The organism is Curtobacterium sp. ABR8, assembly GCF_057812125.1.
Genome location: NZ_CM173818.1, coordinates 3,456,265 through 3,482,848 on the forward strand (window position 1 = coordinate 3,456,265; position 26,584 = coordinate 3,482,848).

The 26,584-nt window shown below is 71.4% G+C and carries 26 protein-coding genes and 1 tRNA gene; 11 read left to right on the forward strand and 16 right to left on the reverse strand.

From position 1 onward, the window contains the following. Positions 1 to 18 precede the first annotated feature (18 nt). Entirely contained in the window at positions 19 to 1,065 is a 1,047-nt protein-coding gene (locus tag ACXKZB_RS16465; protein WP_488823872.1) for an amidase domain-containing protein, read from the reverse strand. 110 nt (positions 1,066 to 1,175) lie between these two features. On the opposite strand from ACXKZB_RS16465, the gene ACXKZB_RS16470 reads away from it, so the two are divergent. Then, positions 1,176 to 1,559 carry a hypothetical protein gene (locus tag ACXKZB_RS16470; protein WP_488823873.1) on the forward strand — a complete coding sequence of 128 codons (384 nt, stop codon included), beginning with the start codon at positions 1,176 to 1,178 and terminating at the stop codon, positions 1,557 to 1,559. Between the two features lie 113 nt (positions 1,560 to 1,672). On the opposite strand, the gene ACXKZB_RS16475 is transcribed toward ACXKZB_RS16470, so the two are convergent. The 5 genes from ACXKZB_RS16475 to galU all read right to left on the reverse strand — a co-directional run bounded on the left by ACXKZB_RS16475 (position 1,673) and on the right by galU (position 6,666). Next, entirely contained in the window at positions 1,673 to 3,541 is a 1,869-nt protein-coding gene (locus ACXKZB_RS16475) for a hypothetical protein (RefSeq protein WP_488823874.1), read from the reverse strand. A 177-nt stretch (positions 3,542 to 3,718) separates the two neighbouring features. Beyond that, positions 3,719 to 3,794: transfer RNA gene (locus ACXKZB_RS16480), tRNA-Ala, on the reverse strand. A gap of 69 nt (positions 3,795 to 3,863) precedes the next feature. Further along, complete coding sequence (locus ACXKZB_RS16485) at positions 3,864 to 4,955, reverse strand: hypothetical protein (protein WP_488823875.1); 1,092 nt, start codon at positions 4,953 to 4,955, stop codon at positions 3,864 to 3,866. A 73-nt stretch (positions 4,956 to 5,028) separates the two neighbouring features. Beyond that, positions 5,029 to 5,688 carry a GNAT family N-acetyltransferase gene (locus ACXKZB_RS16490; RefSeq protein WP_488823876.1) on the reverse strand — a complete coding sequence of 220 codons (660 nt, stop codon included), beginning with the start codon at positions 5,686 to 5,688 and terminating at the stop codon, positions 5,029 to 5,031. 87 nt (positions 5,689 to 5,775) lie between these two features. Further along, complete coding sequence (gene galU / locus ACXKZB_RS16495) at positions 5,776 to 6,666, reverse strand: UTP--glucose-1-phosphate uridylyltransferase GalU (RefSeq protein WP_123312114.1); 891 nt, start codon at positions 6,664 to 6,666, stop codon at positions 5,776 to 5,778. A 115-nt stretch (positions 6,667 to 6,781) separates the two neighbouring features. Here galU and ACXKZB_RS16500 point away from each other — a divergent pair, with 115 nt between their 5' ends. The 3 genes from ACXKZB_RS16500 to mscL all read left to right on the forward strand — a co-directional run bounded on the left by ACXKZB_RS16500 (position 6,782) and on the right by mscL (position 8,228). After that, positions 6,782 to 7,366: a 5-formyltetrahydrofolate cyclo-ligase gene (locus ACXKZB_RS16500; protein ID WP_111086298.1), complete on the forward strand. Its 585-nt coding sequence runs from the start codon at positions 6,782 to 6,784 to the stop codon at positions 7,364 to 7,366. A gap of 1 nt (position 7,367) precedes the next feature. Continuing rightward, a complete protein-coding gene (locus ACXKZB_RS16505) occupies positions 7,368 to 7,652 on the forward strand; it encodes an FmdB family zinc ribbon protein (protein WP_123312113.1) in 285 nt (94 codons plus the stop codon). A gap of 75 nt (positions 7,653 to 7,727) precedes the next feature. Then, complete coding sequence (mscL, locus tag ACXKZB_RS16510; RefSeq protein ID WP_488823877.1) at positions 7,728 to 8,228, forward strand: large conductance mechanosensitive channel protein MscL; 501 nt, start codon at positions 7,728 to 7,730, stop codon at positions 8,226 to 8,228. Positions 8,229 to 8,317: 89 nt separating this feature from the next. Here mscL and ACXKZB_RS16515 read toward each other — a convergent pair whose 3' ends face one another. Both ACXKZB_RS16515 and ACXKZB_RS16520 read right to left on the reverse strand, forming a co-directional pair. Further along, positions 8,318 to 8,899 carry a CDP-alcohol phosphatidyltransferase family protein gene (locus tag ACXKZB_RS16515; protein ID WP_488823878.1) on the reverse strand — a complete coding sequence of 194 codons (582 nt, stop codon included), beginning with the start codon at positions 8,897 to 8,899 and terminating at the stop codon, positions 8,318 to 8,320. A gap of 314 nt (positions 8,900 to 9,213) precedes the next feature. Continuing rightward, positions 9,214 to 13,068 (reverse strand): AAA family ATPase, encoded by a 3,855-nt coding sequence (locus ACXKZB_RS16520; RefSeq protein WP_340195549.1) that lies wholly within the window; start codon positions 13,066 to 13,068, stop codon positions 9,214 to 9,216. A 163-nt stretch (positions 13,069 to 13,231) separates the two neighbouring features. On the opposite strand from ACXKZB_RS16520, the gene ACXKZB_RS16525 reads away from it, so the two are divergent. The 4 genes from ACXKZB_RS16525 to ACXKZB_RS16540 all read left to right on the forward strand — a co-directional run bounded on the left by ACXKZB_RS16525 (position 13,232) and on the right by ACXKZB_RS16540 (position 17,024). Further along, a complete protein-coding gene (locus tag ACXKZB_RS16525; RefSeq protein ID WP_111086303.1) occupies positions 13,232 to 14,104 on the forward strand; it encodes an HpcH/HpaI aldolase/citrate lyase family protein in 873 nt (290 codons plus the stop codon). A 10-nt stretch (positions 14,105 to 14,114) separates the two neighbouring features. Next, positions 14,115 to 14,582: a DUF6264 family protein gene (locus ACXKZB_RS16530; RefSeq protein ID WP_340195550.1), complete on the forward strand. Its 468-nt coding sequence runs from the start codon at positions 14,115 to 14,117 to the stop codon at positions 14,580 to 14,582. A gap of 255 nt (positions 14,583 to 14,837) precedes the next feature. Beyond that, positions 14,838 to 16,085: an FAD-dependent oxidoreductase gene (locus tag ACXKZB_RS16535; protein WP_488823879.1), complete on the forward strand. Its 1,248-nt coding sequence runs from the start codon at positions 14,838 to 14,840 to the stop codon at positions 16,083 to 16,085. A 60-nt stretch (positions 16,086 to 16,145) separates the two neighbouring features. Then, on the forward strand, positions 16,146 to 17,024 hold the full coding sequence (locus ACXKZB_RS16540) for an aldo/keto reductase (protein ID WP_488823880.1): 879 nt from the start codon (positions 16,146 to 16,148) through the stop codon (positions 17,022 to 17,024). 78 nt (positions 17,025 to 17,102) lie between these two features. Here ACXKZB_RS16540 and ACXKZB_RS16545 read toward each other — a convergent pair whose 3' ends face one another. After that, complete coding sequence (locus tag ACXKZB_RS16545; protein WP_488823881.1) at positions 17,103 to 17,570, reverse strand: hypothetical protein; 468 nt, start codon at positions 17,568 to 17,570, stop codon at positions 17,103 to 17,105. Further along, complete coding sequence (locus tag ACXKZB_RS16550) at positions 17,570 to 17,980, reverse strand: hypothetical protein (protein WP_488823882.1); 411 nt, start codon at positions 17,978 to 17,980, stop codon at positions 17,570 to 17,572. The genes ACXKZB_RS16545 and ACXKZB_RS16550 overlap by 1 nt, the downstream gene beginning before the upstream one ends. Before the next feature lie 114 nt (positions 17,981 to 18,094). On the opposite strand from ACXKZB_RS16550, the gene ACXKZB_RS16555 reads away from it, so the two are divergent. Further along, positions 18,095 to 19,060 (forward strand): NAD(P)H-quinone oxidoreductase, encoded by a 966-nt coding sequence (locus tag ACXKZB_RS16555; protein ID WP_488823883.1) that lies wholly within the window; start codon positions 18,095 to 18,097, stop codon positions 19,058 to 19,060. On the opposite strand, the gene ACXKZB_RS16560 is transcribed toward ACXKZB_RS16555, so the two are convergent. From ACXKZB_RS16560 to ACXKZB_RS16585, 6 genes are all read right to left on the reverse strand, one after another. Continuing rightward, positions 19,057 to 19,833, reverse strand: coding sequence for an amino acid ABC transporter ATP-binding protein (locus ACXKZB_RS16560; protein ID WP_488823884.1), 777 nt, complete (start codon positions 19,831 to 19,833; stop codon positions 19,057 to 19,059). The two genes, ACXKZB_RS16555 and ACXKZB_RS16560, sit on opposite strands and share 4 nt — an antisense overlap. Beyond that, a complete protein-coding gene (locus ACXKZB_RS16565) occupies positions 19,830 to 20,708 on the reverse strand; it encodes an amino acid ABC transporter permease (RefSeq protein WP_123293349.1) in 879 nt (292 codons plus the stop codon). The genes ACXKZB_RS16560 and ACXKZB_RS16565 overlap by 4 nt, the downstream gene beginning before the upstream one ends. A 4-nt stretch (positions 20,709 to 20,712) precedes the next feature. Next, on the reverse strand, positions 20,713 to 21,534 hold the full coding sequence (locus tag ACXKZB_RS16570) for an ABC transporter substrate-binding protein (protein WP_488823885.1): 822 nt from the start codon (positions 21,532 to 21,534) through the stop codon (positions 20,713 to 20,715). Positions 21,535 to 21,616: 82 nt separating this feature from the next. Further along, positions 21,617 to 22,123, reverse strand: a complete 507-nt coding sequence (locus ACXKZB_RS16575; protein WP_228509890.1) for a cupin domain-containing protein — start codon at positions 22,121 to 22,123, stop codon at positions 21,617 to 21,619. Beyond that, positions 22,120 to 23,526, reverse strand: coding sequence for an amidohydrolase family protein (locus tag ACXKZB_RS16580; protein WP_488823886.1), 1,407 nt, complete (start codon positions 23,524 to 23,526; stop codon positions 22,120 to 22,122). The genes ACXKZB_RS16575 and ACXKZB_RS16580 overlap by 4 nt, the downstream gene beginning before the upstream one ends. Continuing rightward, the gene (locus tag ACXKZB_RS16585; protein WP_488823887.1) at positions 23,523 to 25,211 is read right to left on the reverse strand and encodes an adenosylhomocysteinase; all 1,689 of its coding nucleotides are present in this window, start codon (positions 25,209 to 25,211) and stop codon (positions 23,523 to 23,525) included. Before ACXKZB_RS16585 ends, ACXKZB_RS16580 begins: the two co-directional genes overlap by 4 nt. A gap of 49 nt (positions 25,212 to 25,260) precedes the next feature. Between ACXKZB_RS16585 and ACXKZB_RS16590 the strand changes: the two genes are divergently transcribed. Then, complete coding sequence (locus tag ACXKZB_RS16590) at positions 25,261 to 25,536, forward strand: glutaredoxin family protein (protein WP_123312083.1); 276 nt, start codon at positions 25,261 to 25,263, stop codon at positions 25,534 to 25,536. A gap of 183 nt (positions 25,537 to 25,719) precedes the next feature. Continuing rightward, the gene (locus ACXKZB_RS16595; protein ID WP_488823888.1) at positions 25,720 to 26,559 is read left to right on the forward strand and encodes an amidohydrolase family protein; all 840 of its coding nucleotides are present in this window, start codon (positions 25,720 to 25,722) and stop codon (positions 26,557 to 26,559) included. Positions 26,560 to 26,584 lie beyond the last annotated feature (25 nt).

The following is a 26,584-nucleotide window of genomic DNA, read 5'->3' on the forward strand; positions in this document are numbered from 1 at the left end:
CGGCGCGGGGCCCTCGGGCTACGCGTCGAACGTGTGGAACCAGGCGGTCCCGCCCGGGTGCTGCACCGTGATCATCTCGTCGAGGTCGCGGTAGGGGCCGTCCTGGTTGTGGCTCGCCGACTTGATGCGGATGGTGCCGTCGGACTCGGTGAAGACCTCGGACACGATGGTGGTGTGGTCCGGCGACCCGTTCGCGTTCCAGTCGTAGAAGACGATGTCGCCGACCTTGACCTTGTCGCGCTCGTCCGAGGAGCGCCGGGTCAGCCCGAACTCCGCGGCGTTCGTCTCGAGCCACGGGTCCATCGTCGGGCAGTACGTCCACGTGGCGCTGTGCTCGGCACCGGCGGCCCGGTTGTACCAGTCGGACCGCTGCTCCCAGCCGCGAGCGATGAGCGTCTGGCTGACGTAGTTCGCGCAGTCGCCGCCGATCGGGTTCATGGTGCCGTACTCGGACAGGTTGTAGTCCTTCCAGTGCGCCATCGCGTACTGGAGCTGCCGGTCGACGTCGGTCAGCGCGGCGTAGGCCACCGACGACGTCGCGACAGCCGTGGACGCGTCGGGTACCGGGGCTGCCGTGGGTGCGGGCGTCGCCGTGGCCGAGTCCTGCGTCGCACCGGTCTGCCCGTCGTTCGCGGCACTGCCGTTGCCGTCCGACGACTGGTTGGCCGACGGGCTCGGCTCGATCGACTCGGTGAAGAGCGCGACGTCGGCGTCACCGGCGGTGTACATCGCCTGGTGCGGGGCCGTGAAGGTGACCTTCGACGCCGTGGCCGTGACGTCACGAGCGGCGACCCCACCGACGGTGACGCCCTTGACAGCAGCGAGCCCGGTTCCCACGACGGTGACGGTGACGCCGCCGGCGAGCGGGACCTGCGCGGGGCTGAGGGACTTCGCCACCGGCTTCGCGGACGGGGTGGACGACGTCTCGCCGCCGGCCGAGCCCTTGCTGCCGTTCTTCTTGCTGCCGTTCTCGTCACTGCCGGACGAGCACGCGGCGACCGCGAACCCGATCCCGGCGACGCCGGCGAGGGACAGGAGGGCGCGACGGTTCATCGAGGCAGTCATGACACAGCCAGCGTAAGCGACACACCTGACGTTCCGGCACGGCATGATCGTCGTCGGGGGGCGAGCGTCCTCCGTGTCCGCACGGACGCCTTCGAGAGGATCAGCAGACAATGCCCGAGAGTCACGACTTCTTCGTCGCCACCGACCCCGAGACCGCTCGCGGCCAGGTCCGCTCGGCACTCGCCAACGAGGGCTACACGGTGGAGGACGCCGAGCAGGGCGCGCTCCGAGCCACCCGCGGCAGCCTGGGCCTCACGCTGCTCATCGGTGGCCTGGCGAACGACCGCACCTTCCACACCCGCCTGGACGTGCAGATCATGGTCACGCCGGACGGCCGCACCGTCGCACGGCTGCTGCGCGGCTCCGGCAAGTCCGCGATCAAGGGCGGTGCGCTCGGGATCTCGCGCGGCAACCGTGCCTTCGAACAGGCCGCGAACGCGATCCACACGTCCTTCGCGCGGACGGGTGTCCTGACGGACAGCTTCGCGAGCTGACGCGGACGCGTCGCTGACCCGCGGCACGCGGTGGCCGCGGGTCCTTGCACGTGTTCTCCGACACGACACGCGGTGATCGACTCGTGGATCGTCGCGGACCGCGTGCGGGGTCGTCAGGAGCAGGACCAGTTGCGGTCGATCTCCGTCGAGCCGAACGGCGTCTTGTACTGGGTCATCGCGATCGGGCCGCCGAGGAGCCGCGCACCGGAGCATGCTGCCTGCGTCTGGTCGAGACGGCCGTCACCGATCGCGATCCAGCTCGGCAGGGGCCGGAGCGGGCTCGTGGTCGGGACGGTGCCCATGATCGTGCGGAACTGGTACGAGGTCGAGTAGACGCCGATCTGCGTGACACCGCTGCGCTTCAGGGCCGCGACCATGCCCTCGAGCGCCACCCGGTTCTGACCGGTGTCGCTCAGGTGGGACAGGCCGGTCTCGACGTCGAGCCACCAGCGGTACTGCCCCGGGTTCGCGACGCCCCGGGTGTTCGCTGCTTCGTAGGCCCTGGCGTAGCCGTACATGTACGAGCACGCCGACGTCGTCTTCCAGGTCGGCTTCGCGCCAGACTGTGCCGTGCACGTGCCGTACGGGTTCGTCACGGGCTGCCCGTTCGGCGCGGCGTTGGACGTCGGCCAGACCGATGCCGCAGCCGCCCCGGGATTGGCGAACAGCGCGTAGACCTGCGTCTTCGGCTGTGCGGTACCGCCGGCGGACGATGCAGCCCAGGACAGCTGCTGCTGCAGGCACGGGTTCGTGGTGTTGCCGAGGCTCGAGTTCACCCCGACGATGCCGAAGGACTGGTCGGTCGGCACGCTCTTGCCGCACTGCGGGTACGAGACGTCGACCCCCGTCCCCGACCCACTGTTGCCGTTGAGGAAGTACCCCACGACGTCGACGTACACGGTGGCCCTGCCCGCAGACACCTTCGCCTGCACCTGCCCACCGGACGCCAGCGGTGCGATGAGGGCGTTGCCGATGGTCTGCCCCTTGGCGTAGACCTGCGTGGGCACACTCGAGGCGAGCCCGGCGCCGACGACGCGGAGCGATCCCCCGACGCTGCCGCCGCCGACCTTGGCGTTGATGACGGCCGCGGTGGCGTTGCGCGGGACGCCCGCGGTCCCGGCGACGGTCACCCTCGTGGCGGTGGTCCCCGCGGCGACGGTCGCGGCGCGGACCGGGTGCGCCGACACGAACACCGACCCGTCGGCGTTCGGCGCGTAGAACCCGACGACGTCGGCGAGCACGCGCGCGGACCCGGAGGAGACCCTGGCCTGGACGGCACCGCCGGACAGCCGGACCGTCGTCGTGTTCGCGACGGTGGTGCCCTTGGAGTACATGAGCGAGACGACGCCCGCGTTGTTGCCGGACGGGGTGAGGCGCAGCCGGCCGCTCGTCGCCGGACGGGACACGTCGGCCTGCAGCACGACGGCGGTGGCGTTCGACGGCACGCCCGCCTTGCCCGCGACGACGATGCGCTTCGCGCCCGTGTTCACGGTGCCGTTCAGCACGTTCGTCGGCGCGAGCGGCGTGTACGTCGATCCGGTGGCGCTGGTGCCGTACCAGCCGGCGACGTCGAGCGCGACGGTCGCCTTGCCGGCCGAGACCTTCACCTGGGCCTTGCCGCCGGTGAGTCCGACCGTGGTCGTGCCCGAGATCGGTTGCGCCCTGGCGAAGTTCTGGATGGCAGGGCTCGCGGTGCTGCCGAACGGGGCGACGCTCACGTACGCGGCCGCACTCGGCGAGGTCACGGTCGCGGTCAGCACGACGGCCGTCGCGTTCGACGGGATGCCGTTCCGGCCGCCGAGCGTGACGGTCGTCAGCTTGCTCGTCGCGGTACCGGACCAGGCTCGCGCGGGTGCCACGGGCGTGAACCGACCGGTGGTCGGCGCTGCGGCCGATGCCGGCGCCACCGGGGCGACCACGAGCAGCCCGGCAGTGACGGCGAGCACCGTCCCGATCGATGCGATGGCAGTCCTGAAGCGCACGTGTTCCCCCGTTCCCCGCGCCCCGTCGGCGCACCGGGAGTCTAGGACGATGCGCTCAGCAACACACCACCCCTGTCCGCGAACTGTGCACGACGACACAGTGACGCGAGCCTGTGGAACACACCGAACGCAGAACGGCCCGGAACCTGTTGGTTCCGGGCCGTTTCGGTGTTGCCTTGGTGGAGCTAAGGGGATTCGAACCCCTGACCTTCTCATTGCGAACGAGACGCGCTACCAACTGCGCCATAGCCCCAAGTGCTCGACCACACTAGCACCACCGTTCGGCCGAACCGAAATCGTGGCCAGTCGGGCGAGCCGCGACTCAGACCGCGCGGCGCCGACGCATGATCGCGTCGAGGTCGGCCTGCTGGTACGTGTCGTCGTCCAGGACCCCCATGCCAGCCCACTTGCTCGGCGGACCCGTGGGCGTGGTCGGCTCGTCAGGCGTCTCGGCGACGAGCTCCGGAACGGCGGGAGCACGCAGCCCCAGCCGCTCGGCGAGACGCCCCTGGTCGTGCGCCGACAGTGACGCCGCCGCCTCTTCGAGCTCCGGACGCATCCGGGACACGGTGGCGAGCGACGGATCGGACTCCCCCGCACGGATCGCTGCGGCTTCGGCGTCCGCCTCGGCCTTGGCCTCGGCGACGCGCTCCTTGAGCCGCGCGGCGAGTTCGGCGGACGACTCCGGCGTGGCAGCGGGGGCGGTCGGACGCTCCACGTACAGCGGCTTCGGCACCCGGTTCGGGGTCCAGCTGCGGTCCTGCGCGGCTTCGGCGGACTGCTCGGTCGTCAGCGGCGGCGCCGGGTCCGTCCACGTGGTCGTGGGCCGGGAGGCACGGGTCGCGCCCGCCTCGGCCGCCGCGACACGGGTCTTCCGCGCCGTCGCCACCTGGTGCAGCTGGGCGAGGACCGCTGCGGACCCGCCCGCGGCGAGGAGTCCCGCGACACCGACGAGCCACAGGGCGGGTGCCGCGACGAAGACGACGAGTGCGACGACGACGCCGAGCGTGCCGAACAGGGTGGCTCCGAGGCGGGAGCGGCGCATGCGCATCGCGGTCAGGGCGGGCACCGACGACGCACGCTCGAGGACCGGGGCCTGCTCGGCGAGCCGGCGGGTGATCTCCCGCTGACGCGCGGCTTCGTGGGCGCGGACGATGGCGGTGCGCTTGGCCTCTTCGGACCGGGCGACACGCTGCGCCTCGGCCAGGGACTTCGCGTTCATCTCGACACGGACCTCGTCGGGGAGTTCGGCGGTCTGCGCCAGGATCCGCAGGGTCTGCTGCAGCCGGATCGCGTTGCGTTCGGTGGCCAGGTACTGGCGTCGGGCGGCCCACGACGGCATCAGGTAGACGAGCCAGAGGACGGCCGCGACGAGCAGGACGATGCCGCCACCCCACGAGCCGATTCCTGCCATGCGAACACGGTAGGGGCGGGGGTATCCCCGTCGCGTGATTGCGGAACGCGTGTTGCGCGTGTCGCGGCGGAATCTACAGCCGGGGCGTGGTGGTGATCGGCAGCGCCGCTTCGTCACGGGCGGCGAGCGGTACGGCGCCGAGTCCGGGCGGCACCTGTCCACGGACCCACCGCTCGAGGACGCCCTCTCGGACCTCTTCGGCGACGAGCGCGAAGCAGAAGTGGTCGCGCCAGTCGCCGTTGATGTGGATGTACCGGCGGCGCAGCCCTTCGTACCGGAACCCGAGCTTCTCGACGACGCGCAGGGACGGGGCGTTCTCGGGGCGGATGCAGATCTCGATGCGGTGCACGCCGACGGCCCGGAAGCAGTGGTCGACGGCGAGGGCGACCGAGATCGGGGTCACGTTGTGCCCGGCGGCGTCCTCGACGACCCAGTACCCGATCGAGGCACTCGCCAGCGACCCGTAGGTGATGCCGGAGACGTTCAGCTGCCCGACGAACCGGCCGTCGAGCTCCATCGCGAACGGCAGTCCGAGTCCCGCGCGGGCGTTGGCCTGGAGCGCGCGGATGCTGCCGCGGACATCGGTGGAGACGTGTCCTGAGGGGTTCGTGGCCTCCCAGGTGCGGAGCCACGATCGGTTCGACGCGAGTGCGACGTCGAGGTCGCGCGTGTCACGGAGCCGGAGGGGCCGGATGGTGACCCGCCCGTGGGACAGGGTCGGGATCGTCGTCATCGCTTGGTTCCTCCGGGATCCCGCCGCTGTGCGGGACGGGGTGTCCCGCCCGGGTCCGTGTGCACGGGCCCGGGCGGGATGGCCGACTCATTCGCCCGCGTTGAACTCCTTCAGCCACGACTTGAGGTCGGGGCCGAGGTCATCGCGGTCCGAGGCGAGCTGCACGATCGCCTTGATGTAGTCGAGTTTGTCACCGGTGTCGTACCGGCGTCCACGGAACACGACGCCGTACACGCCGCCGGTCCACTCCTCGGCGCTCGCCATCTTCATGAGCGCGTCGGTGAGCTGGATCTCGCCGCCCTTGCCGGGCTCCTGCTTCTCGAGGACGTCGAAGACCTCGGGGCGGATGACGTAGCGGCCGATGATGGCCAGGTTGGAGGGCGCCTCGCCCTGCGGGGGCTTCTCGACGAGCCCGGTGATCTTCACGACGTCGTCGGTGTCGGTCGGTTCGACCGTGGCGATGCCGTACAGGTGGGTCTGCGACTCGGGGACCTCGAGCAGCGCCACGATCGTGGCGTTCTTCTCACCCTGGACCTCGATCATGCGCTTGAGCAGCGGGTCGCGGGCGTCGATGATGTCGTCGCCGAGGAGCACGGCGAACGGCTCGCGGCCGACGTGCATCTTCGCGCGGAGCACCGCGTGGCCGAGGCCGAGCGGGTCGCCCTGACGCACGTAGTGCATGTCGGCGAGGTCCGTCGACTGGTTGACCTTCTGCAGCTTCTCGTGGTCACCCTTCTTCTTGAGGGTCTCCTCGAGCTCCGACACGTGGTCGAAGTGGTTCTCGAGTGCGTTCTTGTTGCGGCCCGTGATCATCAGGACGTCGGTGAGTCCTGCGCCGACAGCCTCTTCCACCACGTACTGGATGGCTGGCTTGTCGACGACGGGGAGCATCTCCTTCGGCATCGCCTTGGTCGCGGGGAGGAAGCGAGTGCCCAGCCCTGCCGCTGGGATCACCGCCTTGGAAATCTGGAAGCCCATGCCCCAGACCGTATCCGATCCGGGTTTCCGGGGCATGTCATCGCTACAGGGGACACGGCATCAGCGCGTTTCCCGGCGGGAAGCCGCAACGGGTGCCCTCGGTAGACTCCTGCGCATGATCGCCGATCTCGGGAACGAGAAGCGCGCCCTGCGAGCCGAACTCCGGCAGCGGCGGCGCACCCGGACCACGACGGAACGCGACGCGGACAGCGCGGCGCTCACCGCCACCCTGCAGCGCTTCGCCGAGGAGCGCCAGGTCACCTCGCTGGCGCTGTACCTGTCGGCGTCCGACGAGCCGAACGTCCGCCCGTTCCTGAACTGGGCGTTCGCGCACGACATCCGGGTCCTCCTGCCGGTCACGCGTGAGGACGGCCTGCTCGACTGGGCGGTCGGCGACGGTGAGAGCGAGACCGAGGGCATCTTCGGCATGCCGGAGGTCGTGGGCGAGGTGCTGTCCCCGCTCGCCATCAACGACGTCGACGCGATCCTCGCCCCCGCGGCTGCGGTCGGGCACGACGGCGTCCGGATGGGATGGGGTCGCGGCTACTACGACAAGACCCTCGGGTCCATGGCGAAGCGCCCGCCCGTCTATGCTGTGATCTTCGACGCGGAGTACCTCGACGAGGTCCCGCGCGAACCCCACGACGAACCCGTGGACGGCATCATCACGCCGTCGCGCATCATCACGTTCCGGAGCTGACGTGCCCACCTACTCGTACCGTTGCACCGAGTGCGACAACGCGTTCGACATCAAGCAGTCGTTCTCCGACGCCACCCTGACCGAGTGCCCGGTGTGCGGCGGTGTCCTGCGCAAGGTGTTCTCCCCCGTCGGTGTGACGTTCAACGGCGGCGGCTTCTACCGCACCGACTCCCGCCCGGCGCCGAAGTCCGAGGGCTCGTCGAGCACGCCGGCGAAGTCGGAGACGAAGGCCACCCCGGCCAAGACCGAGTCGAAGCCGAGCACGCCGAAGCCCAGCGCCTCCTGACCACGAAGACTCCTCGCCGATAGGTTGATGGGGTCGCCGTCCGGCGACTGTCCTCGACCGGAAGGAGACCCTCGCATGAAGGGCTTCAAGGAGTTCCTGCTCCGCGGCAACGTCATCGACCTGGCCGTCGCAGTCGTCATCGGTGCTGCGTTCACCGCGATCGTCACCACGATCGTCAACGCACTGATCAACCCGCTCATCGGCGCGGTGTTCAACGCGTCGAGCCTCGACGAGGCACTGGTCTGGAAGATCCCGACGGTGTCCGGCGGCCACGCGTCGATCCTCTTCGGCGCGATCATCGGCGCCGCACTGAACTTCGTCATCGTCGCCGCGGTCGTCTACTTCGCCCTCGTCGTACCCGTGAACCACCTGAAGAAGGTGGCGTTCGAGCGCGTCAAGAACGACGAGCAGCAGACCCCGCAGGACGTCCCCCCGACCGACGTCGAGGTGCTGCTCGAGATCCGCGACCTGCTCCGCTCCCAGAACGGCGAGCCGACGAGCACGGGTTCAGGTGCGCACGTCGCTCCGAGCACCGCGCCCGAGGGCCCCGGCATTGGCGGCTCCACGAAGCTCTAGCAGCGCACCGGAACCAGGTTCCGGGCACGACACCACGGAGATCCGCGGTGCTGTGTCCGGAACCAGGTTCCGTTCGGGGCGGGCGACCGTCAGGCGGTGACGCGGCGGCGCTTGGCGAACATCGCCACGGCGTACTGGATGCCCGCCAGGACGTGCCCTACGGTGCCGAGGTAGACGAAGACCAGTGCGACGACCCGCACCCACGGCGCGTTCTCGTCGACGGCGTGCACGGCCGAGAAGAGCAGCACCGGCAGGCCCATGAACAGCAGTGCGGAACGGATCTTGCCCGTCCACGTGACGTCGAGGTCCGGGTTGCCACGGAACAGCACGCTCGACAGCACGACGAGCACCAGGTCGACGAGCACCACGACGGCGACGACCCACCACGGCAGCAGTCCGGTCAGCACGAGCGACAGCACGATCGCGATGATGGCGAGTCGGTCGGCGACGGGGTCGATCGCCTTGCCGAGCTTCGAGCCCTGGTCGAACTTGCGGGCGATGAAGCCGTCCGCCCAGTCACTCACCCCGATGACGACGAGTACGACGAGCGCCCAGCCCGGGTGTCCGGCGACGACGAGCCACACGAACACCGGGATCAGCAGCAGCCGGACCAGCGAGATCAGGTTGGGCCAGGTCTGCCAGTCGGGGCGCTGCCGTACGGTGTCAGTCATCGCAGGCCAGGCTACCTGCTACCAGTGGGGCGGGACGTCGCGCCGGAGCTGGTCGTCGTTCTCCCCGTCGCGGTGTCGCGCCGGTTCCGGCGGCGGTGCCGGGTCGTAGCCCGGCACCGCCTGGGTGGTGACGCGTCTGCGGCGCCGCACCGGGCCTCCCGACAGATCGTCCGTCTCGCGTCCGGTCGACGCTGCTGGACCGGGAGGCGCGGCCGACGACGCGTCGTCGGCTCGCGTCCACGTGCCCACCAGCTGGTCCGTCTCCGGCGTGACCGGACCGGCGGGCCGGGAGGCCCGCCGACTCGGCCGGTCAGTCATCGGCGGGCGGGGATCGGTGGGATCGAGATCTCCTGCGTCGCACCGCGGTCGACACCGAGCACCGCGGCGACGGTGTTCGCGACGCGGTCCGGGTCGGAGAACAGCTGGAACGCGTGCACCCGCACGTAGTGCCAGCCGAGTCGGCGCAGTACCTCGGGGCGCAGGCGCAGGGACTCACGCAGCGAGCCCTTGACGAGCGACGCGTCAGTCTCGATCGTGACGCAGACCCCGCCGTGCGCGGCCACCAGGCCGAGCTTGCCGCGGTGTCCGAGCGCCACCGGGATGCCGCGCATCTCGAGGCGGCGGGCCAGGTCCACGAGCAGCGGGTCGGAGTCGTCCGGCACGTACTCGGCGGTGGTGCGCGCACGCACCTCGGCCAGGATCTCGGCGAGGGCGACGGTGCCGTGGCCCATGCGCTCGGCCTCGATGTCGGACGGCTGGAAGCAGGTGACGATCACCATCGAGCGGCGCGCACGGGTCATCGCGACCGCGAGCAGCCGCTCGCCGCCGGGCTTGCCGAGCGGACCGAAGTCGCGCAGGACGCGGCCGTGCGGGGTGCGGCCGTAGCCGATGGAGAACACGACGCGGTCGCGGCTCTGCGCCACCGACTGCTCGAGCGTCGCCACGATGAACGGCTCGGCGCGGTCGCCGATGACGAACTCGGTCAGGTCCTTGTGCCCCTGCGCCGCGGTCAGCACGGCCTGCTCGACGCGCACGGCGTGCTTCGCCGACGCGGTGATGACCATGAGCGACTCGCTCGGGCGGGTTCGGGCGTGGTCGATGACGAGTCGGACCACGCGGTCCACCTCGGCGTCGACGCTCTCGACGGCGCCGGACTCGGGGTCCGGCACGGCCTTGCCGTCGCTGACGTAGTCGAGCGCGATCGAGCCGTGGCCGAGGAACGACCCGGCCCACGGGAGCGACTCGATCTTGCCGCCGTAGAAGCGACGGTTCACGAGCTCGGCCAGGTCCTCGCCGCCGGCACGGTACGACCGCGAGAGCGAGAGGGTCGGCAGGAGGGTGGAGAGCTTCGCCAGGGCGGAGTCGGCGTGGAAGGCGTCGAGGGTGCCCTCGTCGACCTGCAGCGCACGGTGCTCGGGGTCGACGGCGATGCGGAACGGCGACGGCGTCTGCGTGACCGGGTCACCGAAGACGACGGTCTGGCGCGCACGACGGACGGCTCCGACGGTCTCGGCGATCGTCACGGCCCCGGCGTCGACCAGGATCACGGTGTCGAACGGCATCGTGTCGGCGATCTGCGACACCTCGTACGGGCTCGCGAGCCACACGGGCGCGATGGACCGGGACAGGTGCGGTGCGGAGTCCTGGAGCAGCCGCGAGGTGATCGCACCCTCGCGCAGCTGGGTCTTCAGCGCCGTGGCCTCTTCCGGCCAGTCGACGAGTCCGACCTTCCAGTTCTCGGCGAGCTGCCACGCGAGGCCCTGGGAGACCCCGGCCGCGTGGGCGTCGTCGACGAGGCGGAAGTCCGCCTCGACCCGGTCGAGCATGTCGGTGTTCGCGCCGAGCAGGGCCCGGTCGGACTCGAGCATGGTCTCGAGCGCGGACTGCCACCAGGCGAGCTCGAGCTCGGCCGGCACCTGCAGGTCCGGCACGTGCCGGTTCGCCAGGTCGGTGATGAGCGGCTCGAGCTGCAGGTCGCGCAGGGTCTGCATGAGCTCGGTGCGCTCCTGCAGGTTGTGCAGGACGTCGGACTCGGCGGCGAGCTCGGCGATGGTGGGGACGAGCTGGTCGACCGGGGTGTTCGCGAGCTGACGGTCGCGCTCGGTCCGGCCGAGCGGCTCGTCGAGGCGCGCGAGGTCCTCGGCGACGTTCGAGAACAGCACCTGCACGTCCGCGATGCCCGTGGGCACCTCGGGGTTCACGCCGGCGGCGACGTAGCGCTGCCAGAGCACGCGCTGCTGCTGCACCCGGGTTAGGGCCTCGTGCAGGTCGGAGACGTGCACGCCGGGTCGGACGTACTCGCGAGCGAGCTTCTTCAGGCGACGACGGTTCGTCGAGGACATCGGGGCGCCCTCGCCACGCGGGGCCGTGGCGGCGACGAGCTCCGACACCGAGCGGTCGAAGACCACCGGCAGGAAGCGGTCGAGGGTGTCACGGATCTCGGTGAGCAGGCGCAGGTAGATGCCGAGCTCGTTGATCGTCGTGAACTGGCGCATGTGCGTCGTGGCGACGAGGTCGTGCGCACGGCGGAGGAGCGTCGGCAGCCCCTCGGAGTCGAGGTCCTTCGCGATGCGGTGGGCGCGCTGGGCGCCGTCGCTGGTGGAGAACTTCGCCCCGTACCAGGGCGAGTCGTCGGGGCCGTAGCGGAACTCGCCGAGGTTGGCCGCGCTGACCATCGTCTCGGCGACGCGCGAGCGCCCCTCGACCATGGACGCCACGGACTGCTTCGACAGGCGCGCCGTCGTCGACGGTGGGACGGGCAGGAGCGACAGCCGCGACAGCTCGACCAAGCAGTCGAGCACCGAGACGCCGAAGTCGGCGTCCTTGCGGGTGAGCGAACCGCGGTAGTCCTTCAGGACCTTGCGGAGCCGGACCAGGGCGTCGTCGACCTCGCGGAGGTTCGGACGTGCGGCCTTCTCGTTCCGGGCGATGGCACGGACGACGTCGCGGCGCAGGGTCGACGGCGTGACCGCGACGCCGGGCAGCTGCACCTCGCCGAAGCGGGCCGCGATGCCCCGCAGGGTCGCACGGCGCGGGCTCACCACGAGGACGCGCTTGTTCGCGGCGACCAGGCCACCCAGGGCGTTCACGATCGTCTGGGTGCCGCCGGTGCCGGGCAGGGTCTTCACGACGATGGAGTTGCCGGCCGCGATCTGCGCGATCACGTTCTCCTGCTCGTCGTCGGCGTCGAGCAGCAGGGTGTCGGTCTCCGGGCTGCGCTCGTCCGACGGGGTCTGCTCGACCGGGTGGTAGGACTGCTCGACCTGCCACTTGGCGCTCGGGTTGCCGGCGAGGGCGTCGAGCACCGGGTGGGACAGGTCGCCGGTGTCCTCGACCATGCCGGTCGCGACCTCGGCGAACGTGGAGACCACGAGCCGGGCGTGCACCGAGAAGCCGGGGATGTGCGCGGTCAGGCCGCGCAGTCGGTCGATGACGGGGTTCGGGGTGAACGAGCCGTCCTGCTGCGCGAGCGCCACGAAGGACTGCGCGTCGAGGATGACGCCGAACTGTTCGTGCAGGGCGTCGGCGAGGCCCGGGTTGAGCACGGGCTCGCCGAGGAGCCGGACCTCGAAGTCACGGCCGTGGCGGCGGATCGCCAGCGGGCGCAGGAGCACCGGGCCGCGGAACTGCTCGTCGCCGTGCTTCCAGTCGGCCATGCCGATGCCGAGCTTGACGGCGTCGATGCCGCGCACCGTCGCGAGTTCGGTGCCCTTCGCCTCGACCTGGCCGGCGGCGACACGGGCAGCACGGAGGGCCACCTCGTCGCGGATCAGGCTGGACAGCAGGGTGGTCTTGCCGGTGATGAACTGGGCGAGGCCGCCCGGGTGCGTCGTCGACAGCTCGATGCGGGCGCGGGGGTGGTCGCTGAAGTGGGTGAGCGGGCTCGTGCCGCCGACGCCGGTGAGCTGGCCGCGCCAGCCGTCCCACGTCGGTTCCGCCGCGTTGCCCGCCTGCAGCCGGGGGTCGCCGAGGCTGATCGCCTGCGGGCTGGTCAGCTGCAGTTCCGGGCGGAGCGTACGGTCCGGTTCGTCGTCGGTCCGGTCCTCGTCCACGTCCTGCTGCTCGTCTCGGTCGTCTCGCTCATCGCGGTCGTCTCGCTCGTCGTCGGGGCGCGCGGGGGCACCCTCGACGGGGACGTCGTCGTTCACGTCGTCCTCACCGTCGGTCACCCTGTCCGCTCGCCACACATCCGACACTGTAGGCGGGAACGCGCGCCCTCTCTGGCAATGAACCGAGGTTTCGGGGTTTCCGGTACACGGCGTCAGGCGTCCGATCCGACGCGACAGACCTCCGATCGGCCGTCCGGCACGTCCGATGTGGTACCAACGGGGCATGGCCATCGACGACCGCACCACCCCGTCCGCCCCCACGCCGAACCGGCGTCGATCGGTCCCCGCCGAGATCTCCCGCTCGTGGCTGCTCGTCTCCGGTACCGCGACCGACCGGTTCGAGAAGTCCCAGCGGTCCCGCGCCGACCAGATCATCCTGGACATCGAGGACGCCGTCGACCCCGCCGCCAAGCCCTCGGCACGGCAGGGCGTCGCCGCATGGCTGGCCGGAGGCGGCGAGGCCTGGGTCCGGATCAACGACGTCACCACCGACTTCTGGGCCGACGACGTCGAGGAGCTCCGCGGCCTGCCCGGGCTGCAGGGCGTGATGCTCGCGAAGACCGAGTCCCCGGCCCAGGTCACCGACACGTGGCACCGGCTCGGCGGCCAGACCCCGGTGATCGCGCTGGTCGAGTCGGCGCTCGGCATCGAGGAGTCCGTCTCGATCGCGCGGGCGCAGGGTGCGTTCCGGCTGGCGTTCGGCTCCGGCGACTACCGCCGCGACACCGGCACGAGCGCCGACACCCTGGCGATGGCGTACCCGCGGTCGAAGCTCGTCGTCGCGTCGCGCGTCGGCGACCTGCCCGGCCCGATCGACGGCCCGACGGTGGGGTCGTCGCACCCGATCCTGCGCGAGCAGTCCCAGGTCGCGGTGTCGCTCGGGCTCACCGGCAAGCTGTGCCTGGACACCGAGCAGCTGCCCGTCATCAACGAGGTCATCTCCCCCACGCCGACCGACGTCGCCTGGGCGCAGGACTTCCTCGACGACTTCGAGGCCCGCGGCAAGGTCATCCGGGACGGATCCGACCTGCCGCGCCTGGGTCGGGCGCAGAAGATCCAGCGGCTCGCACAGGCGTTCGGCGTGGAAGCGCGGTAGGACTGCTCCCATGACCTGGTCCAACGTCCCCGGCGGTCCGCCGCAGTCCTCGCCCGGCCCCCAGGACCCGCAGCGCGCGGCCTGGGAGCGCGGTGGCACCACGCTGTTCCCGCCGGCGAAGCTCGCCGACCGGATCTCGACCGTGCTGCTGCTGGCCTTCGGTGCGGTCATGACGATCGTCACCGCTGTCGTCGGCATCATCGCCGTCATCTCGGCGACCGCGACGTGCGACGCCTCGGCCGGGTGTACCCCCGGCGGCTACATCGGCGGCACGGCCATCGCGGTCGGTGGTGCGTTCGTGATCGGGGTCGCCACGATCGTGCTGGCGATCGGCGCCTGGATCCGCCGGAAGTCGTCGTGGTGGATCGCCGCGATCGGCTTCGTGCTCGCGATCGGCGTGATCGCGTGGGGCGGGGTCGTCTTCGCGAACGCGGCCGACGGCGAGACCGCGTCGTCGTCGGTGTCCGCGAGCGCCTAGCGCCGACGCGCACCGCGCTGGTCCTGCCGGACCGACTCCGAACGACACGATCGGGGTCGTACGACAACGAGTTCGTCGTTCGTTGCGACCGCCGCCAGTTGCGCGCGCGCAGCGGCGACATCGTCGATGTCGTACGACGTCGACCATGTCGCACCGCGTCGCGTCGCGCGGGCCGACGCGACCGGGCGCCGGACGGGAGGCCCGTGGCGGACACGGCCCCGGGCCTCCCGTCCGACACGGCGTAGCGTCCAGGGCATGGTGACGGTGTCGCGGACGACGGTCGCGGTGGTCGGCGGCGGCCCCGCCGGGGTCGTCCTCGGACTGCTGCTCGCACGGGCCGGCATCGACGTGCGCGTCATCGAGCAGCACGACGACTTCAACCGGGACTTCCGGGGCGACACCGTGCACGCCTCGACGATCCGGCTGCTCGACGAGCTCGGCCTCGGCGAGCGCTTCCGGGCACTGCCGCAGTCTCGGCTCGACGACTTCTCCCTGCCGATGCCCGACGGGTCGCGGCTGCTGCTCGGCGACTTCTCGCGGCTCGAGCCCCCGTACGACCACGTGGCGATGGTGCCGCAGTGGGACCTGCTCGACCTGCTCGTCACCGCTGCCCGGCAGGAACCGTCGTTCGACATCGCGATGGGCCTCGCGGCGACCGGACTCATCGAGGAGAACGGCGTCGTCACCGGGGTGCACCTGCGCCGGCGCGACGGGAGCGGGGACGCCGAGGAACTCCGCGCCGACGTCGTGATCGCGTGCGACGGACGGAACTCCGTCCTGCGTCGGGCCGCGGGCTTCGTTCCGCGGGCGTTCCCGGTGCCGTTCGACACCTGGTGGTTCCGGCTGCCCCGGCGTCCGGGCGACGCGGCGAGCGCCCTGACGCCCGCGTTCTCGGACCGGGACGTGCTGCTGAGCTTCCCGCGGCCCGACTACCACCAGGTCGCGTACTTCGCCCCGAAGGGTTCGGACGCTGCACTGCGGGCCGAGGGCGTCGGCGCCTTCCGGGCGCGGGTGGCCCGGCTCCGTCCGGACTTCGCCGACCGGGTCGACGCGATCGGGTCGATGGACGACGTGCACGTGCTCGACGTCCGGATGGACCGGTTGCGGCGGTGGTGGCGGCCGGGTCTGCTGTGCATCGGCGACGCGGCCCACGCGATGTCACCCGCGGGTGGGGTGGGGATCAACCTGGCGGTGCAGGACGCCGTGGCGACCGCCGCGATCCTGGTGCCGGCGCTCCGGCACGGGCGGAGCGGTACGGCGCTGAACCCTGCGCTGGCCGCGGTGCAGCGCCGTCGGAGGCCGCCGGCCGTGGTCGTCCAGTCAGCGCAGGCCGTGCTGCACCGCGTCGTCTTCGAGCGGGCGTTCGCGGGGCAGCTGCGGAACGGGCCACCGCTGCTGCCCGTGCTGCTCGCCCGGTACGTACGGCCGTCGCGGGGCCTCTACGCCCGGGGCATCGCGTTCGGCCCGCTGCCGGAGCACGCGCCGGGCTGGGCGCGGCGCTGAGCCGGGGACGGGCGACGCTCCCTGGGCGTGACCGTGCGCCCCCGGCGCATGCTGGGGCGTATGAAGCAACGAGTCATCGGAGACGTGTCGGTCAGTGCCATCGGTCTGGGCGGGATGCCCATGTCGATCGAGGGACGACCCGACGAACGACAGTCCATCGCGACCATCCACGCCGCGCTCGAGAACGGTGTCACGCTCATCGACACCGCCGACGCGTACCACCTGGCCGCCCACGACGAGGTGGGGCACAACGAGGAGCTCATCGCCCGGGCCGTGCGGGAGTTCCACGGCGACACCGAGTCCATCCTCATCGCCACGAAGGGCGGACACCTGCGACCGGAGGCCGGCGCATGGGCGCAGAACGGCCACCCGGAGTACCTGAAGCAGGCGGCGAAGGCGTCGGCGAAGCGCCTCGGCGTCGAGGCGATCGGCCTGTACCAGTTCCACCGTCCGGACCCCGCGGTCCCGTACGCCGAGTCCGTCGGAGCACTCGGTGAGCTGCTCGACGAGGGGGTCATCCGGATGGCCGGCATCTCGAACGCGGACCCCGAGCAGATCCGGACGGCGAACGAGGTCCTCGACGGACGGCTCGCCTCGGTGCAGAACCAGTTCTCGCCGAAGTTCCGGTCGAGCGAGCCGGAACTCGAGCTCTGCGACGAGCTCGGGATCGCGTTCCTGCCGTGGAGCCCACTCGGCGGCATCGCGAACGCCGCGGACCTCGGCACCGCCTACGAGGACTTCGCGTACATCGCGCGGGACCGTGGCGTCACACCGCAGGTGATCGCGCTCGCGTGGGAGCTGCAGAAGAGCGACGTGGTCGTCCCGATCCCCGGGGCGTCGCGCCCGCAGTCGATCCTCAACTCGCTGACCGCACCGACCGTGAAGCTGCGGCCGGAGGACGTCGCGCGACTCGACGCATCGCAGCCGGCCGCCGTCTGAGCCGTCCCCGGCACGACGACGCCCCGCGGTTCCGGTCGGAGCTGCGGGGCGTCGTCGTGTCGGGATGTGGTGTTGCGACTAGTTGCTCGGGCAGACCGCCGAGACCTCGTCCAGCGAGGACTGCACGTCGGTCTGGGCGTCCTTCGCCTCGGCGGAGTCGCTCGAACCGCTGGAGGTGAGCGCCGAAGCGTAGCCCTCCGCGTCCTCGCTGAAGTCCTCGAAGGCGTCGTGGACGTCGTCGTTGGTGACCTTCGGCAGCGCAGCGTCGAGGCGGTCGGCGAACTCACCGACGAGCTTCGCCCGCGCAGCGGGATCGGCCGGCGCCGACGACGACGTCTGCTCGTCGATGAACGACTTGAGCTCGTTCTCGACCAGGGCGCACGCCTCGGCCTTCGTCTGCGCGGGCGCAGCGGCCGAGGTCTTCGACGGTGCGGACGTCTTCGACGTCTCCGCCGAGGCACCGTCGTCGGACGATCCGCCGGAGCAGCCCGCCAGCAGCGTCACGGCGACGAGCGCGGTGGTGACCGCGGTGAGGGTTCGGCGCATCAGGAGTTGCACTCCTTCTGGAAGGCGTTGCCGGCGTCCTGCACCTTGGTGCTGGACTTCGTGAGCGCCGAGACGTCGGCCGACTGCGTGTCGTCAGCGATGTCCTCGATCTGGTCGACGAGGTCACCGTATGCGTCCTCGAACGCCTCGCCCTTGTCCTGCAGGTCGTCGTCGGACAGGTCGTCGACGCCGTCGGAGATCTTCTCGTCGAGCTCCTTGAGCTTCGTGACGGCGGCGTCCGGGTCGGACTGCAGGTTCGCGGCCTCGGACTGCACGCCCTCGGCGGCGGACTTGACCGTCTTCTCGAACTGGGTGCACTGCTCGGCCTTCGACGGCCCGGTCGAGCAACCGGCGAGCAGGGTGAGCGCGAGGCCGGCGGTGGCGAGCGCGATGAACTTGTTCTTCGGCATGGTGGAGAGTCCCCCTCGATCGGTCCGCACTCCCCCGGATGAGGTGCAGATCCGTCATCGAGCGTACATGGGGCACTCACAGGATGACCGGCCGGCCAGCGTACCGTCGAGGGCATGCGCGCCATCACGTTCGACGACACCACCATGTCCGTGACCGACCTGCCCGACCCGGTGCCCGCCGCGGGCGAGGTGCTCATCGAGGTCGCCGCCGCCGGGGTGAACAACGCCGACCTGCAGCAGCGCGCGGGGAACTACCCGCCGCCGCCCGGTGCTTCGGAGATCCTGGGGCTCGAGGTCTCCGGCACCGTCCGGGCACTCGGCGACGGGGTGACCGCGGTGGCCGTCGGTGACCGCGTGTGCGCGCTGCTGTCCGGCGGCGGCTACGCGTCGCTCGTCGTGGCACCGGCAGCCCAGGTGTTGCCCGTCCCCGACTCGGTCGACCTGGTCGAGGCTGCCGGCCTGCCCGAGGCCGCCTGCACCGTGTACTCGAACATCGGCATGCTCGCCGGACTCCGCCCCGGCCAGACCCTGCTCGTGCACGGCGGCACCGGCGGCATGGGCTCCCACGCCGTGCTGTGGGCGAAGGCCCTCGGTGCCACGGTGATCGCCACGAGCGGCGGCGACCGCAAGGTCAAGGCGTCGCGGGACCTCGGTGCCGACCTGGTCGTCGACCACCGCTCCGAGGACTTCGTCGAACGCGTCCTGGCGTTCACGGACGGTGTCGGAGTCGACGTGGTGCTCGACGTCGTCGGGCCGGCCTACCTGGCACGGAACCTGCAGGCCCTCGCGCCCAACGGGCACATCGCCGTCATCGCCTCGGGCAGCGGCAGCACCGCCGAACTCGACCTCGGTGCCCTGATGCGGAAGCGGGCGTCGATCAGCGGGACGACCCTGCGCGCCCGACCGCTCGCCGAGAAGGCCGCCATCGTCGCCGCCCTCCGCGAGCACGTCTGGCCCTTCGTCGCCGACGGCAGCGTCCGACCGGTCATCGACACCGTCCTGCCCCTGGCCGAGGTCGAGGAGGCGCACCGGAAGGTCCGCGACGGCGAGGTCGTCGGGAAGGTGCTGCTGACGCCCTAGGCGTGGACGCGGGAGAGGAACTCGACCAGCGCCGGGTGCTGCGGTGCGTCGAGGACCTCGGCGGGGACACCCTGCTCGACGACCTCTCCCCGGTGCAGGAACACGATCCGGTCGGCGACGTTCCGTGCGAAGTGCATCTCGTGCGTTGTCATCAGGATCGTCGAGCCCTGCCGCTTCAGTTCGGTGACCAGGTCGAGCACCTCGCCGACGAGCTGGGGGTCGAGGGCGCTCGTGACCTCGTCGAGCAGCAGGAGCTCGGGGTCGGACGCGATCGCCCGGACGATGGCCACACGCTGCTGCTGGCCGCCGGAGAGCCGGTCCGGGTAGGCGTCGGCGAACTCCGCAAGCCCGATGCGCTCGAGCAGCCGACGCGCGGTCGCCTCCGCCTCGGCCCGGCCGACGCCGTGCACCTGCCGCGAGGCGAGCGTCACGTTGTCGAGCACGCGCATGTGCGGGAACAGGTTGAACTGCTGGAACACCACGCCGATCCGTGCACGGACGCCGTCGACGGCGATACGGGGATCGGCGATGTCGGTCCCCTGCAGCAGGATCTCGCCGTCGTCGATGCCCTCGAGCAGGTTCACCGTCTTGAGCAGGGTCGACTTGCCCGAGCCGGACGCCCCGATGACGCAGATGACCTCGTGGCGGTGCAGCGTCAGGTCGATGCCGCGCAGGACCTCGTGCTCGCCGAAGGCCTTGCGCACCCCACGCAGTTCGAGGACCGCAGCGTCCGCGCCCGACGCACCACGGGCCTCCTGGCCGACCTCGCTCATACGGTCCCTCCGATCTGCTCGCGCCGCTGCTGGCGGCGCGCGATCGCGTCCGTGACGCGGATCAGCGGCAGGCTGATCACCACGAACAGCAGTCCCGCGACGAAGTACGGCGTGAAGTTGTAGGTCTCCGCCTGGGCGATCTGCGCCGACCGGACCGCGTCGACGGCGCCGAGGATCGAGACCAGGCCGACGTCCTTCTGCATCGACACGAAGTCGTTCATCAGCGCCGGTGTGACCTTGCGGATCGCCTGCGGCAGCACCACGAGCCGCAGGGTCTTCGCGTGCGACAGTCCGAGCGACCGGGCGGCGAGACGCTGCGACGGGTGCACGGCCTCCATGCCGGCACGCAGGACCTCGGCGATGTACGACGAGTACGTCAGGACGATCGCGATGGTGCCCCAGACCTCGGCGGGCAGCCGCGGGAACACCCCGAGCCCGGGGATCCCGTAGCCGACCAGGTACAGCACGATGATGAGCGGCAGGCCGCGGAACAGGTCCGTGTAGCCGGTCGCCAGCATCCGCAGCGGGAAGAACACCGGGTTCCGCAGGCCCCGCACCACCGCGAGCAGGGTGCCGAACACCGCGACGCCGATGGCACTGAAGAACAGGATGCGGACGTTCAGCCAGAGGCCCAGCAGGATGTCCGGGAACGTGTCGATCGCGGTCTGCGGATCGAAGAACGACTGCTGGACCGCTGCCCAGCCCGGGGTGTTCACGACGCCGAAGTAGGCGATCGCGATCACCACGAGCGTCGACACCACCGACACCACGATCGACCGGCGTCCGCGCTGCCGGCGGTAGAGCCGCCGCTCGGCCTCGACCTGGCTCGGCGCGGCTGCGGCGACCGGGGTCCCGGCGCCTGCTGGCACGGTCATGCGGTTACTTCAGGACCGGGGTGTTGGTCTCCGAGGAGAGCCACTTGGTCTGCAGGTCCTCGAGCGTGCCGTCGTCCTCGAGCGTCGCGAGCGCCTTGTCGACCTTGCTCGTGAGCTCCGAGTCCTTCGGCAGGACGAAGCCGAACTGGTCACCCTTGCCGTCGGACGGGAACTGCGCCGACACCGTGCCGTCGTCGAGCTGCGCCGCGGCCATGTAGAACGCCGTCGGCAGGTCGGTGACGATCGCGTCGATCTGGCCGGACTTGAGCGCCAGGACGGCGTCGTCGTTCGAGTTGAAGACCTGCGGGGTGATCCCGAGCACGCTCTTCACGCTCGCGATCGACGTGGACCCGGTGGCGACCCCGATCGCGTCCTGCTTGAGGGCGGCGATGCTCGTGTCGTCGACGGCCTTCGAGGTGCTGGTCGTCACCACGGCCTGCGTGGTCGTGTAGTACGCGCTCGACATGTCGACGGCCTTCTTGCGCTTGGCGTCGATGGAGAACTGCTGGACGTTGAGGTCCCAGTCCTTCGGGCCCGGGGCGATCGCGCTGTCGAAGGTGCTGCGCTTCCAGACGACGTCGGACTTGCTGTAGCCCATCTCCTTCGCGACCGCGTAGGCCACGGCGGACTCGAAGCCCTTGCCGGACTCCGGCTTGTTGTCCTCGATCCACGGCGAGTACGCCGGCTCACCGGTGGCGATCGTCAGCTTGCCGTCGGTGACGGTGCCGTCGTCGTTGCTGCCGCTGCCGGCGGAGCACGACGTCAGGGCGAGGGCGGCGACCGCGGCTGTTGCGACGGCGAGGGTGAGGCGGAGGGATCGGGTCACGGTCGGGCCTTCGTGCGAGGGGGTGGGGGCAGGTCGAAGTGTACTTCGCGGTGGGATACCAACGCGAAACGGTGTCGCGGTACTACTCGGCCTCGTCGGCCATCGTGAAGTCCTCGAACGAGAAGCCCGGCGACACGAGGCAGCTCAGCAGCACCTCGCCGTCGTTCGGGATCGTCCGCTGCCACACGCCACCGCGCACGAACGCCTGCGCGTCGTTCACCCGGTCGCGACCGGCGTCGGGCCCGAGGGTGATCCGCGCGCCGGGCTCGGGAGCATCACCGGAGCCGCCGAGTTCGAGCTCGACGGTGTCGGGCCCGTGCCACATCCAGATCTCGTCGCTCGAGACCCGGTGCCAGGCCGAGGCCTCGCCCGGGGGCAGCAGGAAGTGGATCAGGGTGGCGGCTGGACGGTCCCCCGCGGGCGTCGTCACCGTGGCCGGCGAGGTCCAGGTACGGACGTACCAACCGCCCTCGGGGTGCGGCTCCATGCCGAGGGCGATGGCGCGCTTCGGCACGTCGAGCCACTCGATCAGTTCGCCGTCGACGGTGCGACGGGCGGCCATGCCGGGGCGGGGTGCGGTCTCGGTCATGATTCCTCCACAGGGATGACAGGGCGGGCGGGGCGGTCGGGCGACGACGTGGGCACGCCGGTCAGCGCTCCGTCGACGGCGCGGACGACCCCACGGATGACGGTGGCGGCTGCGCGCCCGGCGCCGTCCTCGACGAGCTCGGCGAGTGCGTCGGGCACGGTCCGGGCGTCGACGTCGAAGACGGCCAGGTCGGCGCGGGCGCCCACGGCGAGGTGGCCGATGCGGTCCGGTCCGACGGCGAGCCCCATGGCGTGCGCACCGCCGAGCGTCGCCGCCGCCAGGAGCCGCTCGTGCAGGTCGCGGTGCCCGTAGCCCTGGGCGCGGGCGATCCGGTGCAGGGCGGTGACGTCGGCCATCAGGTCGAGAGACGGGGACGACGACAACGAGTCGGTGCCGATGGCGATCGGGCTGCCCTCGCGCAGGTAGTCGGCGACGGGCGGCGGGTCGAGGCCGATGACGGCGTTCGACCGCGGGCACAGTGCGACGGCGGTGCCACGGGCGCGGAGGAGCGCCCGGTCGGCGGCGGTCATGTAGACGCCGTGCGCGATGTGGCAGTCCGGGCCGAGCACGCCGAGTCGGTCGACGAACGCGGTGGCGCTCGCCCCGAACCCGAGGGCCCGCAGCGCCCGGAACGAGGGCACGTTGGCCAGGTGCCAGTCGTTGCCGTGGCCGACGCCGTCGACACCGTCGAGTCCGGGGACGGGTCCGAGGGCGACGCGCTCCCCCTCGAAGGCCGCTTCGCCGAGGTGCAGGTGCAGTCGGAGTCCGCGCTGCCGGACGATGTCGGGGAGTTCGAGCAGGGGCGCGACCTCGAGCGAGTAGGGCGCGTGCGGTGACAGGCCGGCCCCGGGGGTGGTCGGGATCCGGGCGAGTTCGTCGAGCACCTGGTCGCGGCCGTGCGACTGCCAGGCGTCGTTCTCCCAGTCCATCACCTCCCAGTAGGCGATGCCGCCGAGGCCGGCGTCCTCGAGCGCGGTGGACGCCTCGATGTCGGTGACGATGTCCGCGATGCTCGTGACGCCGGCGCGGATCGACGCCGCCGCGCCCGCAGCGGCTTCGGCCCGCCAGTCGTGCGGCTCGGCGTAGTCCTGGTTGAACGCGGCCGCCCAGTCCTCGAAACCGGCGTACTGTCCACGGCCGACACTGGCCATGCCGGTGTACTGCAGGTGCGAGTGCGCGTTGACGAGGCCCGGCAGGAGGGCTCCGCGCCACTGCCGTTCGGTGAACGTCGTGCCGGAACCGGCGAGCTGGTCGACGACCCAGGACCGGTCGCCGACGTGCAGGATGCGGCCGTCCTGCACGGCGACCGCGCCGTCGGCGATCGGGGGCGCGGTCATCGGCACGACGACACGTGCCGAGTGCACGACGACCGAGTGGTCGGCACGCGGGGACGTGGCACTCATGCGGGGTCTCCGAAACGGCGCGTCCAGACGTCCGGCTCGCGGTCCGCCGGGTGTTCGGCAAGGCGGACGGGAGGAACGGGTCGAATCCCGAACGCGTCGAGCGCCACGCGGGCAGTCGCGTCGTCGACCGCGGGATCGATGGGCACGACGGCTCGCGCCAACTCGTCGCCCCGCTCGAGCAGCATGCGGACCGCCCCGAGCTGCGCCGCGAAGGACAGGTCCATGATCTCGATCGGGTTGCCCTCGGCCGCCGTGATGTTGATGCACCCGCCGCGGTCGAGCACGATGGGCCCGCCGTCGGCATCGGGGAACACGAGGCGCTCGGCCTTCGGGCCCACTTGCTGTCGGGTCGCACCGGCCGCCACCGCGTCGGCCAGCGCGACCTCGTGGTCGACCCCGCCCGCGACGGCGACGACCACCCCGTCCGCACACGAGCGCAGCACCCGCAGGTCGATGGTGTCGGCGACCCCGGTGGCGCTCAGCACGAGGTCGGCGTCCTGCACGGCCTCGGCGAGCGGCGCGACGGCGTGGCCGGCGAACAGCGCCTGCAGGGCGCGCACGGGATCCGTCTCGGCGACCGTGACCCGGAACCCGAGGGCGGACAGCACCAACGCGACCCCTTCGCCGACGTGCCCGAACCCGGCGACGACCGCCGCGCCTCCCGGGATCACCCGGTGCGTGCCGGACGCGAGCCCGTCGACCAGGTCGAGCACCGCGAACACCGTCGACTGCCCGGTGCCGTACCGGTTGTCGAAGAACGTCTTGGTGCGGGCGTCGTTGACGGCGACCACGGGGATGCCGAGCTCGCCCCGCGACGCCATCACGCGCAGGGGTCGGAGGCCGCTCGTGGTCTCCTCGGCCGCGCCGAGCATCGTCGGCAGCAGGTCCAGTCGTTCCTGGTGGGCGAGCCGGATGACGTGCGAACCGTCGTCGAGCAGGATGTGCGGTCGGGTGTCGAGCATCGCGAGGGCGAGCGCCTTCTGCTCCGGCACTGAGGCGGTGCTGCTCGCGTACACCGTCAGACCCGCTGCCCGGAGCGACGCGGCCACGGCGTCGTCGGTCTCGTCGGCGTGCGCGTAGACGACGACCTCTGCCCCGGCGTCCCGCAGCAACAGGCTCAGCACCGCCGTCTTCGGCTCGAGGAACATCGCGACGCCGATGCGGGTGCCACGGAGCAGTCCGCCGTCGCGGAGTTCCGCGGCGACCGCACGCGAGACGGGCATCGAGCGTCGTGCCCAGCGCAGGCGGGCGTCGGCGGCCGGGTCGTCCTCGGGGTCGCGGCCGGTGGAGACCAGGAAGACGTCGTCGGAGAGCATCGGGACGCCGAGCACCCCTGGGCGTGCGGTGACGACGGGACCGAAGGCGTCCTCGTCGACGGCGGGCAGGTGGCGGCCGGCGTCGATCACGATGAGCGTGGCGCCGCGGGGACGGTCGGCCTCGCGCTCGATGACGGGGGTGGAGTCCTCGGGGGAACCGAGGCACCACAGCTGGTCGATCGGTTCGTGCTCCGCGGCCGGGCGTGCGCCGAGTCCGGTGAGCAGCTCGTGCAGCGCCGCGGCGTCGCGGGGGTCGCCGCCGACGATGCGGAACCGGCGAGCCGCCACGAGCAGGTTCGTCACCGCGGCGAAGCGTCGGACGGCCGCCGACGCCCAGGATCGCGTCTCGGGGTCGGGTCCTGGCGGCATGCGTCAATCGTAGGGAATGCGCGGGGGCCCGCCGACGTACTCTCTGGGCATGAGCGATGCAACCACGACCGAAGCGTTCGACAAGGTGACGATGTTCGGCGCGGACTGGTGCCGCGACTGCCGCCGGTCGAAGGCGCTGCTCGACACCCTCGGCGTCGACTACGAGTACGTCGACGTCGAGCAGGACCTGTCGGCGGCCGACCGTGCCGAGGCGATCAGCGGGCGGAAGAACATCCCCGTCGTGGTGCTGCCGAACGGCAAGCACTTCGTCGAGCCGTCCGACGCCGAGCTGCGCGCCGAGCTCGAGGCCTCCGGCGCCGTCTGAGCTGCGGGCGCTCGAGCCCGCGATCTGTCGCTTCCGCGAAAGCGACAGATCTCGGCCGAACATCGGCGGCAGACCGTCGCGCTGGCGGCACCGACCGTGCGACGGGACGGGATCTGTCGCTTTCGCGCCAAGCGCGCCGAGCAGCACCGGGCGGACATCGGATGAATGGGGCATCATGAGCGGGTGATCATCGACGCTCACCACCACCTCTGGGACCCCGCCGACCGGCCGTACCCCTGGATGGACGACTCCGTCGCCCCGATCCGGCGGCGGTTCGACGTGGACGACCTCCGCGCGGCGACGCAGGGCACGGGCGTGACGCGGACGATCGTCGTGCAGGCCGTGCACGACCCCGGCGAGACCGCCTGGCTGCTCGAGCAACCCGGACCCGTCGCAGGCGTCGTCGGCTGGGTGGACCTGACCGCGCCGGACGTGACCGACCGGATCGCCGCCGTTCGAGCACTGCCCGGCGGCGAGCGCCTGGTGGGGATCCGGCACCAGGCACAGGACGAACCCGACGCGGACTGGCTCGCCCGCCCCGACGTCGTCCGCGGGGTCCACGCACTCGCCGCCGCCGGCCTAGTGTTCGACGTCCTCGTCCGTGCGCGCGAGCACGCCGCAGCACTGACCCTGATCGATGCCGTCCCCGAGGCGTCGTTCGTCCTGGACCACGCGGGCAAGCCGTCGATCGACACCGGCGACCCGGCCTGGCGGGGCCGGCTGACCGACTTCGCAGCGCGCCCGAACGTCACGTGCAAGGTCTCCGGCCTGTTCACCGAGGCCGGCCCGGACTGGCGCGACCGCCCCGTCGACCGGTACGTCCGCGGGGTCGTCGAGCAGTTCGGTCCCGAACGGTCGATGTTCGGCTCGGACTGGCCGGTGTCGACCCTGGCGACAGGGTACGCCGACGTCGCGCAGCGGACGACGTCGGCACTCGCCGACCTGTCGACGACCGAGCACGAAGCCGTCCTCAGCGGTACCGCGGAACGCGTCTACCTTGTCCGGGGGCGTCCACAGACATAGGATGTCTCCGGCTGCACTGGCGCAG